24 protein-coding genes and 1 pseudogene are annotated in these 16,299 nt (G+C 43.3%); 1 reads left to right on the forward strand and 24 read right to left on the reverse strand.

Going from position 1 to position 16,299, the window contains the following annotated elements; genetic code table 11:
* Positions 1-86 precede the first annotated feature (86 nt).
* The 15 genes and pseudogenes from AB4558_RS05495 to AB4558_RS05565 all read right to left on the reverse strand — a co-directional run bounded on the left by AB4558_RS05495 (position 87) and on the right by AB4558_RS05565 (position 9,006).
* Positions 87-638: a DUF1349 domain-containing protein gene (locus AB4558_RS05495; protein ID WP_372158294.1), complete on the reverse strand. Its 552-nt coding sequence runs from the start codon at positions 636-638 to the stop codon at positions 87-89.
* 17 nt (positions 639-655) lie between these two features.
* Positions 656-1,684, reverse strand: coding sequence for a radical SAM protein (locus tag AB4558_RS05500; RefSeq protein ID WP_017061808.1), 1,029 nt, complete (start codon positions 1,682-1,684; stop codon positions 656-658).
* Between the two features lie 138 nt (positions 1,685-1,822).
* Positions 1,823-2,047 carry a hypothetical protein gene (locus AB4558_RS05505; RefSeq protein ID WP_372074085.1) on the reverse strand — a complete coding sequence of 75 codons (225 nt, stop codon included), beginning with the start codon at positions 2,045-2,047 and terminating at the stop codon, positions 1,823-1,825.
* A 132-nt stretch (positions 2,048-2,179) separates the two neighbouring features.
* Complete coding sequence (locus tag AB4558_RS05510; RefSeq protein WP_136978486.1) at positions 2,180-2,695, reverse strand: adenylate kinase; 516 nt, start codon at positions 2,693-2,695, stop codon at positions 2,180-2,182.
* Between the two features lie 267 nt (positions 2,696-2,962).
* A complete protein-coding gene (locus AB4558_RS05515; protein WP_017061805.1) occupies positions 2,963-3,427 on the reverse strand; it encodes a DUF302 domain-containing protein in 465 nt (154 codons plus the stop codon).
* A gap of 151 nt (positions 3,428-3,578) precedes the next feature.
* Positions 3,579-4,583: a S66 peptidase family protein gene (locus AB4558_RS05520; RefSeq protein ID WP_017061804.1), complete on the reverse strand. Its 1,005-nt coding sequence runs from the start codon at positions 4,581-4,583 to the stop codon at positions 3,579-3,581.
* Between the two features lie 140 nt (positions 4,584-4,723).
* Positions 4,724-4,981: a hypothetical protein gene (locus AB4558_RS05525; RefSeq protein WP_372074083.1), complete on the reverse strand. Its 258-nt coding sequence runs from the start codon at positions 4,979-4,981 to the stop codon at positions 4,724-4,726.
* 203 nt (positions 4,982-5,184) lie between these two features.
* Complete coding sequence (locus AB4558_RS05530; RefSeq protein ID WP_372157936.1) at positions 5,185-5,766, reverse strand: HD domain-containing protein; 582 nt, start codon at positions 5,764-5,766, stop codon at positions 5,185-5,187.
* Between the two features lie 129 nt (positions 5,767-5,895).
* The gene (locus AB4558_RS05535) at positions 5,896-6,312 is read right to left on the reverse strand and encodes a VOC family protein (RefSeq protein WP_017061801.1); all 417 of its coding nucleotides are present in this window, start codon (positions 6,310-6,312) and stop codon (positions 5,896-5,898) included.
* Positions 6,313-6,431: 119 nt separating this feature from the next.
* Positions 6,432-6,776, reverse strand: a complete 345-nt coding sequence (locus AB4558_RS05540; protein WP_050649969.1) for a VOC family protein — start codon at positions 6,774-6,776, stop codon at positions 6,432-6,434.
* A 77-nt stretch (positions 6,777-6,853) separates the two neighbouring features.
* Positions 6,854-7,324, reverse strand: a complete 471-nt coding sequence (locus AB4558_RS05545; protein ID WP_017070703.1) for a GNAT family N-acetyltransferase — start codon at positions 7,322-7,324, stop codon at positions 6,854-6,856.
* A gap of 36 nt (positions 7,325-7,360) precedes the next feature.
* Entirely contained in the window at positions 7,361-7,660 is a 300-nt protein-coding gene (locus AB4558_RS05550) for a hypothetical protein (RefSeq protein WP_372074120.1), read from the reverse strand.
* 126 nt (positions 7,661-7,786) lie between these two features.
* Positions 7,787-8,068, reverse strand: a pseudogene (locus tag AB4558_RS05555) (glyoxalase); the annotation flags it as partial.
* Between the two features lie 78 nt (positions 8,069-8,146).
* Positions 8,147-8,845: a pseudouridine synthase gene (locus AB4558_RS05560; protein ID WP_372157939.1), complete on the reverse strand. Its 699-nt coding sequence runs from the start codon at positions 8,843-8,845 to the stop codon at positions 8,147-8,149.
* Positions 8,845-9,006 carry a hypothetical protein gene (locus AB4558_RS05565; RefSeq protein ID WP_017059212.1) on the reverse strand — a complete coding sequence of 54 codons (162 nt, stop codon included), beginning with the start codon at positions 9,004-9,006 and terminating at the stop codon, positions 8,845-8,847. The genes AB4558_RS05560 and AB4558_RS05565 overlap by 1 nt, the downstream gene beginning before the upstream one ends.
* Positions 9,007-9,214: 208 nt before the next feature.
* On the opposite strand from AB4558_RS05565, the gene AB4558_RS05570 reads away from it, so the two are divergent.
* The gene (locus tag AB4558_RS05570; RefSeq protein ID WP_017065706.1) at positions 9,215-9,616 is read left to right on the forward strand and encodes a YkgJ family cysteine cluster protein; all 402 of its coding nucleotides are present in this window, start codon (positions 9,215-9,217) and stop codon (positions 9,614-9,616) included.
* Positions 9,617-9,669: 53 nt separating this feature from the next.
* Here the strand turns inward: AB4558_RS05570 and AB4558_RS05575 are convergent, their stop codons facing one another.
* The 9 genes from AB4558_RS05575 to AB4558_RS05615 form a co-directional block, all read right to left on the reverse strand.
* A complete protein-coding gene (locus AB4558_RS05575; RefSeq protein WP_372157941.1) occupies positions 9,670-10,071 on the reverse strand; it encodes an NUDIX domain-containing protein in 402 nt (133 codons plus the stop codon).
* Between the two features lie 205 nt (positions 10,072-10,276).
* A complete protein-coding gene (locus AB4558_RS05580; protein ID WP_372157943.1) occupies positions 10,277-10,657 on the reverse strand; it encodes an STAS/SEC14 domain-containing protein in 381 nt (126 codons plus the stop codon).
* A 121-nt stretch (positions 10,658-10,778) separates the two neighbouring features.
* Positions 10,779-11,273, reverse strand: a complete 495-nt coding sequence (locus AB4558_RS05585) for an HAD family hydrolase (protein WP_136982728.1) — start codon at positions 11,271-11,273, stop codon at positions 10,779-10,781.
* A gap of 130 nt (positions 11,274-11,403) precedes the next feature.
* Positions 11,404-11,868 carry an ASCH domain-containing protein gene (locus AB4558_RS05590; protein ID WP_017059207.1) on the reverse strand — a complete coding sequence of 155 codons (465 nt, stop codon included), beginning with the start codon at positions 11,866-11,868 and terminating at the stop codon, positions 11,404-11,406.
* A gap of 262 nt (positions 11,869-12,130) precedes the next feature.
* Positions 12,131-13,186, reverse strand: coding sequence for a glycerophosphodiester phosphodiesterase (glpQ, locus tag AB4558_RS05595; protein WP_017059206.1), 1,056 nt, complete (start codon positions 13,184-13,186; stop codon positions 12,131-12,133).
* A 78-nt stretch (positions 13,187-13,264) separates the two neighbouring features.
* Positions 13,265-14,638 carry a glycerol-3-phosphate transporter gene (gene glpT, locus AB4558_RS05600; protein ID WP_029235560.1) on the reverse strand — a complete coding sequence of 458 codons (1,374 nt, stop codon included), beginning with the start codon at positions 14,636-14,638 and terminating at the stop codon, positions 13,265-13,267.
* Between the two features lie 505 nt (positions 14,639-15,143).
* Positions 15,144-15,398, reverse strand: coding sequence for a DUF3297 family protein (locus AB4558_RS05605; protein WP_017059204.1), 255 nt, complete (start codon positions 15,396-15,398; stop codon positions 15,144-15,146).
* A gap of 241 nt (positions 15,399-15,639) precedes the next feature.
* On the reverse strand, positions 15,640-16,074 hold the full coding sequence (locus AB4558_RS05610) for a GNAT family N-acetyltransferase (protein ID WP_372074076.1): 435 nt from the start codon (positions 16,072-16,074) through the stop codon (positions 15,640-15,642).
* A 66-nt stretch (positions 16,075-16,140) separates the two neighbouring features.
* Positions 16,141-16,275 carry a hypothetical protein gene (locus tag AB4558_RS05615; RefSeq protein ID WP_017059202.1) on the reverse strand — a complete coding sequence of 45 codons (135 nt, stop codon included), beginning with the start codon at positions 16,273-16,275 and terminating at the stop codon, positions 16,141-16,143.
* Positions 16,276-16,299 lie beyond the last annotated feature (24 nt).

Raw genomic sequence — 16,299 nt, forward strand, 5'->3', positions numbered from 1 at the left:
ACTTGAAGAATTTAAAAACGGACCGGTAGCAATATCGGTCCGTTTTTTTATACGCTAAGCAAGCTTATTCAGCGTAAGACAAATTATTAGGCGTCAGACAAACTGAAGCCACTAAATTTGGCGAAATTAGGCGTCGCCTTACTGCCACTGAACGTATAAAGCATCACACCCTGTTCACTGCCTACTAACGAATCAAACGTGATCACTTCCTGCCATTGTTGTTTTTCTAACGGGCGGAAATGAGCGCTGACTTTTCCGCCTTGTTTGACGAGCTTTACCGACACACTAGATTCACTAAACAACAGACGTTCCTTGATATGTGGCTGACCATTTTGTTCTACAACGAACACCAATGAACGCTCGCCCATGAACATCTCTTTGCTCACTTTAATGTAGTTGTCGTTATCCCAGTAAATACCTAACCCAGCTTGTTCAAATGCGAGGTTTGGATCTAATTGAACCGTCACTTCTGTGCTGTAATCCGAGCTAGATACTGGATGAACGAAGATATTATCAACATCAGCTGAACCCGCACCAAAGATATTGCCCTCTTGCACTTGCATCGTCAGCACGCCGTTTTCCAAAGATCGATGTTCCGGATTTTCATTTCTGATTTGCCAGTTAACGAGGTTATTCATGTTATTAGTCCTTGCTGCTAGATCATGCGTTGACGGAGTTGGTAAAACACATTGTCGAGTTCATCGGGATTTTGCTTTTGAATGCGATTAAGCTCTCTTTGTACAGAATCGTACATAAGTTGGTTATCCATGTCTTTCAATGCGGCGTAGTAATGAATGCGACGTCCCAAGATAAAGTTATTCTGGTCATTCTCACTCATCATATTGAAACGGTCTATTGTCGCTAAGAACTTCGCTTTATCCTGTGGCAGCTGTCCGTTCAGTTCCATCAACAAATTAATACCGTGATAGTTACCATAGTTGCCCGTCACGCGGTTTAGTTTACTGATCAATTGATATTGTTCTTCAAGCATTTCACGTTCGCTAAGTGGCGTGAACTCTCCATTCTGCACCAGTTCATCCAATTCGGTTCCAGGCTTCACAGCAAGCGACAGAATGCGTATTTCATCTGGGTTGATTTGGTTAAGTAAGGCCGCCGTTTCTTCAACATGCTGCGCCGAATATTCTTTACCACCCAAGCCAAGGATAATGAAGGTCATCATCTTCATACCCGCTTGCTTCGCGTATTCGGTCGATTTCAAAATAGATTTCGGAGTAATGCCTTTTTTCATCAATTTGAGAACATCAATAGAACCCGATTCCATACCGCAATAAAGCATGTTGAGCCCTGCATCACAGATGGCTTTCATCTCTTCAGGCGACTTCTTAGTCATGCTTTGCGCTCGTCCATAAGAGCTGATCTGCTTTAACTCTGGGAAGGCTTGTTTGAGTGTATTCAACACATCCAGCAAGTCTTCGGTATCCATAGTGAATGAATCACCGTCTTGCAGAAAACAGGTCTCAAATTTACGGTTCTTATAGAATGCTTTCGCAGCCCAAATGTCTTTCTTAATCTCTTCAACGGGACGAATTGCAAACTCCATCCCCTCAAACAGCGTACAGAATTTACATTTGTTCCAAGGACAACCTTGGGTGGTGCGAATCAATAAGCTATCCGCTTCTGAAGGTGGACGAATATGCCCTTGTTGGAACTGATACTGTGTCATTTGAATGCCCAATAATTAACTATTCGCATAGGCTACTAGAAGTTCATTCAATGAAAAATACGGTACAATTTGAATTATTATCAAATGAAAACGGATAATTAAAGAAGAAGAATGTTGAAGTATTAAGTAGGTTAAAGGCTAATCAAGGTTGTCCGGTGTACGTAAATTGGTTCCACACTTTGTACATTTATAGTCACCGTTTCCGCCACTTGAAGCTAGCGACGATAAAATCATTCCAAGCAACCCTGGCTTCTTTTCATGTTGTGGCGCTTTTTCGGCTTGGTTACTGAACATAGTGTACTTGTGCAGTGTCAGTTCCTTACAGTTACTACAGAACGCTCTCGCCTTCTCACTTCCATACATAATATCTATCTCCTTAACTCAAAGCACAAACTAAACATATGGCAAATATGCCACACGTAGAGTTAAATCTAAATATTTTCATGAAGTTATGAGTAAGTAAGAGCGTTTTAAAGAAAAGTAAACTCTCGACTGTTAAGTGAAGTGTTGGTGAACAAAGTTATTCAATTCAGTCACGCTTCTGATGATGTAAACCTCTTTCTCTTTAGCGCGCAATTCTAACTGCGCTCTAAAGTCGTCATTCCAAAATTTAGGACACAGTTGTAGTGTCTTATAGCTTTGTATCGTGCCTTTTATCACTGAGCTTCCAGCAGGCCAGCCTTCAGGTTTAACAAATAAACCTTTGAGCATTCTCTTGGTTACAAACCAGTAGCTAGTTGAATAAGGAATGTCGATATAAACCAAGGTATCAGCTGCATCTAAACGTGTGTTGAACGAGCCTAGAGGGCCAAAACCATCGATGATCCAGCTTTCTGACTTAAGTATGCTCTCATGAGCCTCCTCAAATACTTCACGTTCAACAAACTCTCCGTTGGCCTTGTAAACAATAGAGTCCAACTGGTGAAGCTCTATCCCTGTAGCTAGTGCTAACGCCTTGCTGACTGTGGACTTTCCACTCCCAGGCTTACCAAAAACCGCGATCTTTTTCATATGACTTCCTCTATTCAGATAAAACCCATAAGACAGCGACAAAAAACCCACCTTACGGGTGGGTTCGATAAACAAAGCGCATCAACAATCCCACCATTCTTATGGAATGATGATAATTCGTTGGTTAGATGGCGCTAAATTCAGTTTCATAAAACTACTTTTATATATTGTTGCTTAGTTGTCAATGCAGCCAAACGTTGATTGGGAAGCTATATCCTCGTCAAGTCGCACCCATTAATAGTCTTAATGAGTGCTAATTGGTCTTGGTTATTTCGCTTTCTTTTTCGCCACTGTCGCTTCTGATAGCTTGCTTAGTACACCCGATACTTTCTTAACGACCTCGTCACAGCCATTGATCGCGTGACGCTCTACCAAGTAATTAGGATCGTTGTAAGACAACCATACTTTCTTATTTGAATCTTCAGTGACTAACACCTTCTGCGGTAAATCGATCGCGACTTCTTGAGCACATTGCATTAATGGTGTCCCTACTTTCGGGTTACCAAAGATGATGACTTCCGTTGGTCTCAATTCAAGATCGACCTTACTCGCGTTTTTCTGATGGTCAATTCGCGCAAACAATGTCAAACCTTTGCTTATAGCGAGTTCTTCAAAGCGGTCAGCGGTCTCTTTAACTGAGTAATTACTTTGGTATTTAATCAAACCATCAGAAGCCGCAGCTAAAAATGATGCAGAGAGTAAAATGGCGCATAGTGGTAGTAATTTTTTCATCGTCACCTCAGAGATTTAACCTAATCAAACTTACATTCATAGCGCCACTTCTAAAATCAGCGACGTAACCCATGTCAGTATAGACGCGATTCGATTCTCAGTTTGCAGAGAGGATCACTTTTCTAATGCGTCTTATTATCATCAGTTTAGGTTAACTCGACGCTAACCATTGGCTTTGAAGCTTGAATGTTTGGTCATCAAAATCAATAGTGCCTTGCACACCTAGTGGCGTGACTAGCATGGGATGGGTGTGACAACTGTCGAAGCCATACAGGATCGGGACATTTTTACCGTTCAGCACTTCAAGAAGTACATCGAGTGGTGTTCGCCCTGTCCCTTTGTCATCAAACAACTCATGTTTGCCGAGTACAATAGCGCCTACTTTATCGAATACTCCGCAAGCCAATAAGTGCGCGAATGAACGCTCGACCGCTTCAATGCCTTTTAGTGAATCTTCAATAAGCAGAATATCGCCAGACTGAATTTCTGGCATGTATTCGCTGCCCCAAATCCCGGCCATCGTACTCAGGTTGCCGCCAATCACGCGACCGCTTACTTGACCTCTTCCCATGAAGTGCCATTCGTTATTGTAAACTGGCTTTGCAGAGTCTTGAGTTTCCCAATCGTGTTTAATGTCCGTCCAACTCTCAGGCATCGTGTACTGATGTTGGCTTGAATCCGAGCATAAGATGTCAGTAAACGATTGGAAGGTTTCGTCGACTAATGGCGGGAACTCACCAAATGACGCAACAAGTGCAGGGCCATAAAAAGTCACCAATCCAGTTTTGGCGTAGATGCCTAACAGTAATGCTGTGGCATCTGAATAGCCGACGATGATCTTAGGGTCGTCTCTAAGGGCATCATAATCGATGTATGACAACAGTGAGTTACTGTTGTTACCACCAATGGTCGACATAATGCAGCGCACGTCAGGATCTCGAATGAGCTGATTGAGTTCTTCGGCTCGCGCTTGAATGGAACCAGAACGATACCCTTCTGACTCTCCAGTTAACAAACCTTCAACTAGAATGAAGCCCTGCTTTTCCAAATAACGTTTAGCACGAGCAAATCGATTAGGTGCAAAGACCGTTGCGGGCGATGACGGTGAGAAAAATCCGATTTTGTCACCAATATTTAAAGCTTTTGGGTATATCACTCGTTTGTCCTCTATAACAAAATTGGAATAATACGCCTGACTGAAACTCACTAATTCTTAAAGCAAACGAGTTCTTTAAGCGAGTTGATTTCGGGGTTAGAGCTCAAAAAATTAAGGTTGAATCAAATTTTCATCCCCAATCAGTGCCACGACTTAGTCCCACACTTTTCACACTGGTATTCGTAATCACTGTCGACATAAAAACCGGGAACATTATGGTCACCTTTAAACAATAACGTCATCAGGTACTCCATCAACACGCCTAGCTTCCATTGTTTCTTTTCAGATTCAGTGTCCGCTTTAGATTCAGCATCGGAAGCGTTAACAGCAAGGTGCGGGGTAAGTGCGTTACACTGTTCGCAGTGATAAGGATGTTTAATATACTTACTATCAAGCATTTATATAAGCCAACCAATATTTATAAAGTTGATGCATACTAGCAACTTATCACTCGGTTCTCGAACTTATTGTTGTCCACTAGATCTTTATTTGAAAGAAATGAGACACAAGGTAAGTGCCATGCATCTTGAATCAGTTGCCATCGAGATTTCCCTCATTGAACAGCTAAAGCTATTGTTACGCTTAGGTACGAAATTAACTTTTACTTTAATAGCTCTTTGTCCGCAGCACCTTCAAGCTGCACTTCTAGCTCTTTCCATAAGGCACGACTGCCTTTAGAAATACGCTCGCCATTGAAGGTCAGGACTTTGTCTTTGGATATGTTGTGCTTCTTCCAGCTATGACCACCACCATGGATGTTATGAAGCAAAGGCGGCACTCTATCGATCGCCTTACCAAATCTAGCTTCCGGTGACTCACCGGCTTCGAACTCAAGCCATAAATCCAAATACTCGCTTCTTGAATGGCTCGGCAATGATTTCAGCAAGCGCTCGACGCAGTTTCTCTCTTTGAGCTTGTTTTCTTCGGTTTCACTGGCATAAATGATGGTATCTCCCGCATCGATTTCCCCAAGGTCATGAATCAGCAACATCTTCATTACTCGGGTAATATCGATTTCTTCATTGGCATAGTCTTTCAACATAAGAGCGCTCAAACAGACGTGCCAACTGTGCTCGGCCGAGTTTTCATATCGGTCCAATCCAACTGGTTTCGTCTGTCGATGAACATCCTTTAATTGTTCAATTTCGACCATGAATTGCAGAATGCCTTTGATTTCTTCCACGATAAGCTTCCTTAACTTAAGTTGATGATTGAGCGGTGCGGAGGGTTAACCTAGCGACAAAGAAGCGTTACTCCCAATGAACCGACATTTTGTAATACGCAACACCCGATGGTTGTGGGCTAAGCTTATCTACCTGTTAGCCATAGGGTGTTCAGGATTTAACTGAAGCAGATCCCACAAGTTACCGTAAAGATCTTCAAACACAGCAACGGTGCCGTAGCCTTGCTCTTTAGGCTCTCGGACAAAGTTAATGCCCAAAGACGTCATACGTTCGTAATCACGCCAGAAGTCATCGGTGTTTAAGAATAGGAATACGCGTCCACCAGCTTGGTTGCCGATGAAATCGAGTTGCTCTGGCTTGGAAGCTCTAGCAAGTAACAGGCTCACACCGGTTGAATTTGGTGGAGCAACAACAACCCAGCGCTTATCTTCTTCTGGCAGATACGTGTCTTCGATGAGATCAAACTTAAGCTTGTTTACATAGAAATCAAGCGCTTCATCGTAGTCTTTTACCACGAGTGCAATGTGGACAATATTCTGTTTCATAACATACCTTGTTGGGGTTTTAGCTGCGTGGAATGATGCCATGAAGCAGGTAAAGACACTAGGTGTCGCATCATAAATCGTAGTATCTCGTCCGTCACAATCTAAAAGGTATACATCATTTATAACTGCCAGAATCCGAGCTCGACGCCACCTTGAATGACAATGGCACACATCCCGTGACGTGGTAACTCCATTGGCGGCACCGCAACTTCGGCGCCTAGTTTCTCGGCGGCATTTACTGCAGACTGAATATCCTCAACCAACGTGTAATGACGAACAGTTGGTTCTTCAGTTTCACGAAGCGGTGCTCGAATGCCAATTACCCCGCCATTAGATAGCTTTGCAGTGCGCGCCCCACCAAGGTTCACATCTGCACCACTGAATTTCACGTTGTAGAGCTGAGCGTATGTTGCACAAACGACATCGACCTCTGGGGTAACCACTTCAAGATATTGAACCTTCATCAAATTTCCTTCTCGTGTTCTTTAAGACTCTCAACCTGCATACAGCTGTGCAGGTGTTTCTCATCAATAATTTATTACTAAGCAATTCGACCGCGCATGATAAATTGCGGGCCTGCTGCGCCACCTAAATACTGTTGATTGATATCTTCGAAGCCGCCTTTCTTATAACAGTTGAATGCTGCCGGATTTTTGCAATTCACAGTTAAGTAAATCGACTCATACGCTGAGTAATTCGCTTTTAAATACGGAAACAAAGCCTTCACCGTGCCTGTTCCTAAACCTTTACCTTGCTGGTTTTTATCAAGCACAAAAGCTCTCAAGCCAATGCTTCCTTCAGGGCAGAATTCGTAGTGCTCTGCGTAAGCGATATCCAGCTTAAAGAAACCCACAACTTCGTTATCAGACTTAATCACGTGCAAGTGCGTCGTTTCACTGCCGTCTAATAAAAACTCTGCAGCTGTACCAGCGAACTTAACCTGTTCATCGGCGAGTTGGATGGCCTGAACTAACGCCACATGTGAATCTTCAAGCCTTTCGATAGTTATCATTGTTGTTCCTTCTGTATAACACGCACGAAAAACCGACTAGAGCTCATCGCTAGTGTCTCGAGAACCGTAGTTTGGGAAGTTGATATTAAGAACGTTATCGTCCTCAAGAGTGAATAGAACACTTCCATTCTCTACACCGGTTTCGTTTCTATCTGAACAGCCTAGAAACCGCTCCCAATCAAACGAATATTGAAGTCGGTATTGATTCGCATTGATGTGGAGAACGCCTTTGATTTTGATACCGTTCACCACATGTGCCATATCATCGATGTATGACAGATCAGGGATTAACTTTTCTTCGAAATCACTCTTATGCTCGGTTAAGAAATTGAGCAGTTCAGAACATAACTCGGAGCCATGAACCTATGGTTTAGACAGACTAGAAAACAACATTTCTAAATACTCCAAGGATTGTTTTGATATTGGGAAGATGCGCGCGAGTCTGTTACAAATTCAAGCTCAATCGGAAACCGTAACTTCAAATTCCGACACTACATTAGAGTTTTGGATGTGTTGATACCAACTTTTTACGTCTTCAACCAGCAAGTGCATCATGTAATTGTGACAGTGCGCAGGTTCATAAAAATTTTGCAGAAGGAACGCACAACTGCCGTGACGCAGATAGGCGATATCGTGAAATTCAGACATCACTTCGAAGCCGATTGACTGGTAAAAACGCTTGGATAAATCGAAGTCTTTCGCGGGTACAAAAGACTTAGTTTCTGAGACTTTGAGGTTTTCCATCCTACATCCTTATAGTGTTGATATTCTGCTCCTGACACGCTGAACGCTTTAAGTGGTTACGGCGTTTATTCCGAGCTCTTATTCATAGCCTTGCTGAAATGAGTCGACTTCGGCTTTAGTTAGATAACGCCACTGGCCTGCTTCAACATCTAAACGAACATCACCAATCTGTTCACGGTGTAGGCCAACAACTCGATTCCCTACCGCAGCAAACATTCGTTTCACTTGATGAAACTTGCCTTCAGTTATGGTCAACAGCACTTCTTTACTGGTAATCACTTCAAGCTCTGCCGGACGCGTCGGCTTTTGTTCGCCCTGCAATTGAATGCCCGCTTTGAACTTATCAGCAACATCGTCTTTGATATCTCGTGACAATGTCACGCGATAGACCTTCTTACATGACTTGGTGGGCAGCGTGATATTGAATGACCATCGCCCATCATCGGTAATCAAAACTAAGCCAGTAGTGTCTGCATCTAAGCGCCCTGCGATGTGCAGTTCTGATGCTTTGTCTATCTCGATGTATTTGAACAGTGAAGGATAAACTTCATCGACATTAGAGCAGATGGTACCCGCAGGCTTGTGCATCAGGAGGTAACGAAATTCACGCAACTTAAGCGGCGTGCCATTTAACAAGATGGTGTTGCTTTCATGAACCTGGGCTGACTCATCAGTAACTGTTTCACTGTTTACGTTCACCTCGCCATTATGGATGCGTTCAATCGCTTCAGGCTTGGTTAGGTCAGTGCTTTTACATAGGTATTTATCAAGGCGCATTAATCGTCGGCACCACATTTAGCACAAGGCTTGTAAGTTCGTTCACCTTGCTCGATAACCACATAGTCACCAACGCACTTGTCACATAAAGCGAGCTTTGGGTAAGCCTCTTTTTGTTTCTTTGCGTTAATGTTGCCTTCGGTGGTGTATACGGTTCTCATTTTGATGCCTTTGCTTGAATAACGTGAGAGGCGCAAATTGTATCACTGTTTACAGCTTTGATTGGAGTGGCGGTTCATAGATAAATTGATTTTAAGTACCGCTATTCCAAGTTCCCGCCCGTAACGGCTTAACCATGAACAACAAAATCAACGTGCCACGCCTATCAGTGGTAAAATGATAAAAGCTCACCAACTTATGAAGTCGATAATGAAAGATTGTAATCAATGCGGAAAATGCTGTATCAAATACGGAGATGGCGACCTTGCCGCGACTCAAGAAGAGATCGATTTGTGGGAGTTGTTCAACCCAGACATCTTTGAATATGTTCGAGGAAGCGAGATCTGGTTCGACCCTGAATCTGGCGAACGTTTAACTCGCTGCCCTTTTCTAGAGCTGGTTCCGACGAAAGACACCAAGGCTCAAGCCAAGTACACATGCAGCATTTACTTAGACCGACCAGAAGATTGCAGACACTATCCAAGCCTGATTAATGAGATGGTACGAGATGAGTGTGAAATGATTGAGGTGGTGGATTTGCAAGACACGAAGAAAGCTCAAAGGAAACTCGACCTATTGATGAAAGACAGCCGCCCTTCAAGCTATTCGTAAGCGATGATCTTTTGAAGATCAATCATCAGTATTAGCTAATAGCCGCTAAAACCTTAAGCCAAATACTGGTTCGCTTCTAACCAATCAAGCGCAACCAGTGCCGCCAATGAGCATACCGCTCTGTCGTTGCCATCAACAAACTTAAGCTCTTCAATTTCAGCATCTGGAGACAGTTCTCCAGTATAATCAGAAAGATAACAAGTCAATTGCACTGATACGCCTTCCGCTTTACCATCAGCTTGGCCAGTAAAGGTCTCTACGTATTTGATGGAATCTGGTACTAAATCTACGGAGATCTCTTCTTTGATTTCACGAACCAGTGCTTGCTCATCACTTTCGCCAGCTTCACGCTTACCACCCGGTAGGTAGAACAGTTCTTTGCCTTTTGATCTCACCATCAACAACTTGCCGTCTTTGATGAATATCCAAGCCAGCTTATCAATTACCTTATTCATGTTCTTAGACCTTGTTATTGTGTTTATTATTTTGGTTAGCACAACGTATCGCGCTAGGCGTATATTACATCCAGCAGTGAACATATTCTATTGAATCGAATTGGAGATATCATCGCCAAAACAAAAATAACAGCTTTCGAGACAATGCTCGTCTACTGTCATTGGCGTTGTTTAGGGATTGTTAGCTAGCTGTCCGCAGATAGAATCAATCGACTAGCCAATTAAGCGCAGAGTCATGGTCTTCGAATGACTTTATCTCACCCGACACAAACCAACTGCCGACTTTTGATGCCATTTCTTGCCAGCTTTTATCACCATATATCGCGATTTTGTCTATCTTCGAATTGAGCTCTAATCCAAGTTTAAAATCGTCCCAAGCAGCACGTAACTCCCAACCCGTTAAGGTGGAGATGTCGACCAGCATCTTGAGTTCAGATGAATCGAGTTCTTCTAGCGTGGTATTTAGAATTGGCATCATTGCTTGATAGTCATCGTGTGTAAGCTTGCCTTTCGCTTTAAACACAACGATGGTTTCACCGCTAACACGTTCAATTCCAACCGATATTCCATGACGTTCGATACTCATAACCTAGCCCTCATAGTAGAAACTAGAGTTAGCTTAGAGGATTAAACAGCAAAGAGATGAGAGGTTTACGTCAAAACGGACAAGCGCTTTATCTGAACTTAATATCAGAGAGTTAATCGCGCTACTCCAACAGTTCGCTTAGGGATTGAACTTGTACGATACCTGGATGCTGTGACTTAAGCTCAGCACCTTCCGTGTTCAACCACACCGCTTGCAAACCCGCTTCAAGTGCTGGGTAAATGTCTTTCTCTAGAGTGTCGCCTACCATGGTGATCTCTTGTGGTGAAACACCGAGCTTAGAAATAATGGCAGGATAGAACCCCGACTCGAACTTAGAAAAGCCAATGCTCGCCTTACAAAAGTAACCCAAGATATATTGAGACAGGCCAACACGCTCAAAGGCTCGAATGATGTCGTCTTTACTGGAATCACCAGCATTGGTAGCAACATAAACTAGATGAGTTTTCGACAACTCCCCCAGTAATGCACGAGCACCACTCACTTCTTGCACGGTTTCCCAGTCACACATCTTCCCTTGTGCGTCTGGGAAATCGACCATCAGCGTATTGCCCCAGTCGAATAAGACTATTTCTGTTAATTCGATTAGCTTTGTCATCTTGCCTCCTGCATACGATGAATTATCTAATGTTTAAGCGAGCCTATAAAAACTTCTCGGACGGTTAGGCTCATTATGGACAACCTTGTTACTGTTTATGGAGCACGATCTTCTAAACACAAAATACCCTTTATTGATAAACCACTTTGAAACGCTCCAACATAAGTAACATGTCTTCACTTGGTGAGATCTTGAGCTCTTCACATTCACGAGAGAAGAAGTTCCAGTGAGCTTCTTTCCACCATTCGAGTGTTTTGTCACCCTCGCCTTCGGCAGCAGCAAACTCCGCCGTCACTTCGTTATATTTGCACTGTGAGACTGAAGTGATCTCTACAATGCAAACTGGCTTGCCATCCCAGTCAGTGACGACTTGCAAGTGACCAACTACTGGTCTCGTCTCGCCTTCATGGCTGTACCAATATTCAAGGCTGCAAGACGCTTGTTTTTCACCCTTGAGAATTAACTGGGCGCAGAGGTTGGCGTTGTATTCATCAGCACAGTAATAGTCGGCACTAAAAGAGGTGTATTGCGAAGCAACGTCTGCTGGTAATGTGTTGAGGTAGCTATCAAGATAAGCTTTGCTTCTTTCTTCCATGATCTTTCCAAATTCAATATCAGGTTGAGCCGATAAACACTTATAGATTAAGCATCTGGCTGCATTGGGAGTAACCTATCAAGTCAGGTTATAGCTGTAAACCGAGTGAATATCAAAATGCGGGCTGAGAAAGAAGAATATAGGTAGGATTTCGAGGCCAGTACAAGGAGATCCAAAAAGTGAAAGAACAGCCAAAAGCACCTTTAGTCGGTGCTTTTGGCTCTTAGTATCTCGTTACTAATAGCTCGTAACTGACGGGGTATTAACGGTTCAAGAAGTCGACCGCTTTGTCTGGGAAGTCGGTAAACACACCATCAACTTTGACTTGGTTGTAGAAGACATCCAACATGCCATCAAAGTTGTCAGCATAAGCTGGGATTCTTCCCGGGTCAGCACGGAACGTGTATGGGTGAACGTCTAAGCCCGCGTCTTTTGCTGACTTCATTAACGGTTTAATAATGATGTTATCTTTGGTCGATGCATCGTCCACCAACATTGGCTTCCAAGGGCCTATTCCTTCCGCATAAGTCGCCACTTTATCCATGCCACCAGCTTCAAACATCCAGTCATAACTGTACGGCGTTGCTTTGTCACCTTGGTACGTCATGGTTTCATTCCAATCTGTATAAGCCATCAACTGAACGAGCTTAAGATCCATTTCCATCGCTGGCATAAGCTCATCGTTAATGCGTTGAAGTTCATTGGCGTCAAAACACTGCAAATACACTTTGTCGTCTTTTGATAGGTAACCATATTGATGCAAGGTTGCAAGTACCGCTTTGGAGATATCTTTGCCTTCGTGACGATGGAACCAAGGTGCTTTAATTTCAGGATAGATGCCCACGTCATAACCTAAGGTCTTATTTAGGCCTTGGATCAGCTCGATCTCTTCTGCAAAGGTAGCGACACGAAAATCAGACTGCCACATTGGGAAGCGCGTTGGGTACCCTGCCACTCTTTTACCTTGGTCATCGAGGTTAAAGCCTTCGGTCACTTTCAGGGATTTAATCTCAGCGAGCGTAAAATCAATCGCGTAGTAGCGGCCATCTGCGCGAGCACGTGTTGGAAAGCGATCCGCGACATCGGTGACTCGGTCTAGATAATGATCATGCAAAACCACCAATTGGTCGTCTTTGGTCATCACGACATCTTGTTCGATGTAGTCGGGTTTCATCGCATAAGCGAGCGCTTTAGCGGGTAAAGTGTGTTCAGGTAAATAACCAGAAGCGCCGCGATGCGCAATCACTAAAGGATCGGCGAACGCATTTGCAGATAAACTTAGTGCTAATAAGGTCAGAGACAGTGACGTTGTTTTCATTATTGTTTCCCTTTAATAAAACAGAAGCAGGATATACCTGCCTCTGTTGTTATTTATAGATGCGATTCAGTAAATACACTACTGAGCTAGCGCTTCTTTCTCTCGTTCGAGATCTTTTTGTTTATGGTGCGCACGCTCACCTAAGAAGGCGTAAAGCAGACAGATGATTGAAGCCACACAAGCGCCGACCAAAATAATGAAGCCGCCATCCCAGCCGTAATGGTCAACCATAAAGCCGAGTATTGCGTTCGCAGCGACCGCGCCACCTAAGTAACCAAACAAACCCGTTAGACCAGCCGCTGTACCCGCTGCTTTCTTAGGTGCAAGTTCCAGTGCATACAAACCGATAAGCATTACAGGACCATAGATAAGGAAACCAATCGCAACCAGTGCCAACATATCAACCGTTGGGTTACCTGCTGGGTTCAGCCAATATACCAACACAGCGACGGTCACTAGAACCATGAACAAGATACCTGCAGGTGCGCGTCGGCCTTTGAATAACTTATCTGAAATCCAACCACACAATAAGGTGCCAGGGATACCTGCCCACTCATACAGGAAGTAAGCCCAAGATGATTTATCGACAGAGAAGTCTTTTGCTTCTTTTAAGTAAACCGGAGCCCAATCGAGTACGCCATAACGGATAAGGTAAACAAACGCATTAGCAATCGCGATTGACCACAGTAACTTGTTAGAGAAAACGTACTTAAAGAAGATCTCTTTCGCCGTCATTTCTTTCTCATGAGACGTATCGTAGTCGTCTGGGTAATCGTCTTTGTGTTCTTCAATCGGTGGTAAGCCGCAAGATTGAGGTGTATCTCTTACAGTAAACCAAACAAAGACAGCAACGAGAGTGGCAAAAAATGCAGGAACATAAAAAGCGGTTCGCCAATCGTCGTTAAAAGCCCACAGCCCCAACAAGAACATTGGACCAATCAAACCGCCACCCACGTTGTGAGCAACGTTCCATACCGATACGATCTCACCACGTTCTTTGCGAGACCACCAGTGAACCATGGTTCGTCCACAAGCCGGCCAACCCATACCTTGGAACCAACCATTCAAGAACAACAGAATAAACATCGCAGTGATGCTACCTGTTGCCCAAGGCATAAAGCCGAAGCAGAACATCACCAACGCCGACATTAACAAGCCACCGCTGAGGAAGTATCGAGGATTAGAACGGTCAGAAACACTGCCCATTAAGAACTTAGATAAGCCGTAAGCGATAGATACCGCCGCTAGCGCAACCCCTAGTTCCCCGCGGCTAAAACCTTGTTCAATGAGATAAGGCATCGCCAAGCTAAAGTTTTTACGGACTAGGTAGTAACCCGCATAGCCAACGAAGATGCCGAGAAACAGCTGCCATCGTAGTCGTGTGTAGGTGCTATCGATCTTATCTGATGACAAGCGATCGATATGCGCCATAGGTTTGAATATTCCAAACATAGGAACCTCATAATTATTGGGCGAAGGAAGAATTTAAATGCTCGAACGAAAAAATTTAGCGCTCATTCGAAATCAAGGGAATTGTATGTGCTTCAGGATTAATTTCTGTGATAGAGGTAGTCATTAACAAAAAATAACTTTAAATACAGCATATTAGTTTCATTTAATTAGACTGCGCTTCATATTTTTGTTGGTATCTGTTCAATTAAACATCAGAACTTTCGAGGGTAAATAAATCCAAAAAGAGCGAGCGAACATAAATCAACCAACAACAACTTTGTTATTACTGCAAATGCATAGTGAATAACAACAATTTTGGTTGAATCTGTGTAGTTATGAAGGTGGTTTGGGCTATCGATTAAAGAAGTTCGTCAAAATCAATGCAAACAAAAAGGGTCTAGATTTCTCTAGACCCTTTTAGGTAATAACGCTTGGTGGTTTTGTGTTGGCTAATGAGACACACGTTAGCTAATTACACGAAGTATTAGCTCACCACACGAAGTGATTATGCGTCGATGTAAAAAGCTTCTACTGTGCCTTTTAGAGTAATAAGCATTGGCTGACCAAAACGATCTAGCGCTTTTGGAGAAGGGATCTTAACCCAACCTTCGCTGATGCAGTATTCTTCAACATCAGTACGCTCTTTACCATTTAGACGAATGCCGATTGGGTATTCGAAACACTCAGCAACGTGGTGTGGGCTGCGTGGGTTACCTGCAAGATGATCTGGTAAAGCTGGTCTTGAATTAGTATCGCTCATGTTCATTACCTGTATGTACGTAAATAAAAAAAGTGCGTCATTCTAGTCAATATAGGCTTTGTGCTCAACAACTGCTGCAATAAATCGTCGTGATCGTTTTAATCGACAGCGAGTTGTTTGATTTAAAGGCGATATATGCATAATTTCAAACGAAAATTTAACAGAGTTATGAGGTGTGGATACAGCGAGCACTTCATTACTTGAAAAGCAGATACCACACAAGTAGGTTTTCATTGTGAGCCTATCGTTTGAGCTCAATACTCATCACTTTATGGTTTGGCTCTGATTCGATGTCAACAACTGACCAACCTAGCCCTTGATAGAGTCCCGTGATATTGGTGTACGCGTAGAGTTGAGTTTGCACAGTAGAAGATACTTGTCTGACACCACGATTAATCAATTCACTGGCAATACCTTGGCCGCGCCATTGAGGGGCGACAAACACGGCGTTGATCCAAACCACATCCCGAACTTGATGAGGTTCCTGAAAATAGGAATACGCCAAACCACCAATGACCACATTATCGCGAAGTACTGTGATTACCGGAGGGAGATTTACGTTTTCTTCATAGGTGTCTTTAAACTTGAAACCCGACCATTCGCTTTGAAATAAGTCTTCTAATTCACTCCAATAAGGAGAGCTTTCATCGCAATTTCTAAAGATTACTTTCTGCATTTTTTCCGTCCTTTGAAAAGGGTGATTTGGCCATCCTAGCCTTGGTTTATATCAGAGTCGATAAAGCTACTCTTCTTCGTCATAGTCGTCTGCAGGGTCTTGATTAATCTCTTCGCCGCATCCTAAGCACTCACCTTGTAGATCCGTAGGCATCACAATAATCAAACCACAATGCGGGCATAAATCGCCTTGTTGAAACATCCTGTATTCCTTCTACTTCATGGC

The sequence above is a fragment of the Vibrio sp. 10N.222.51.C5 genome, assembly GCF_041474575.1.
Taxonomy (GTDB): Bacteria; Pseudomonadota; Gammaproteobacteria; order Enterobacterales; family Vibrionaceae; genus Vibrio; species Vibrio crassostreae_C.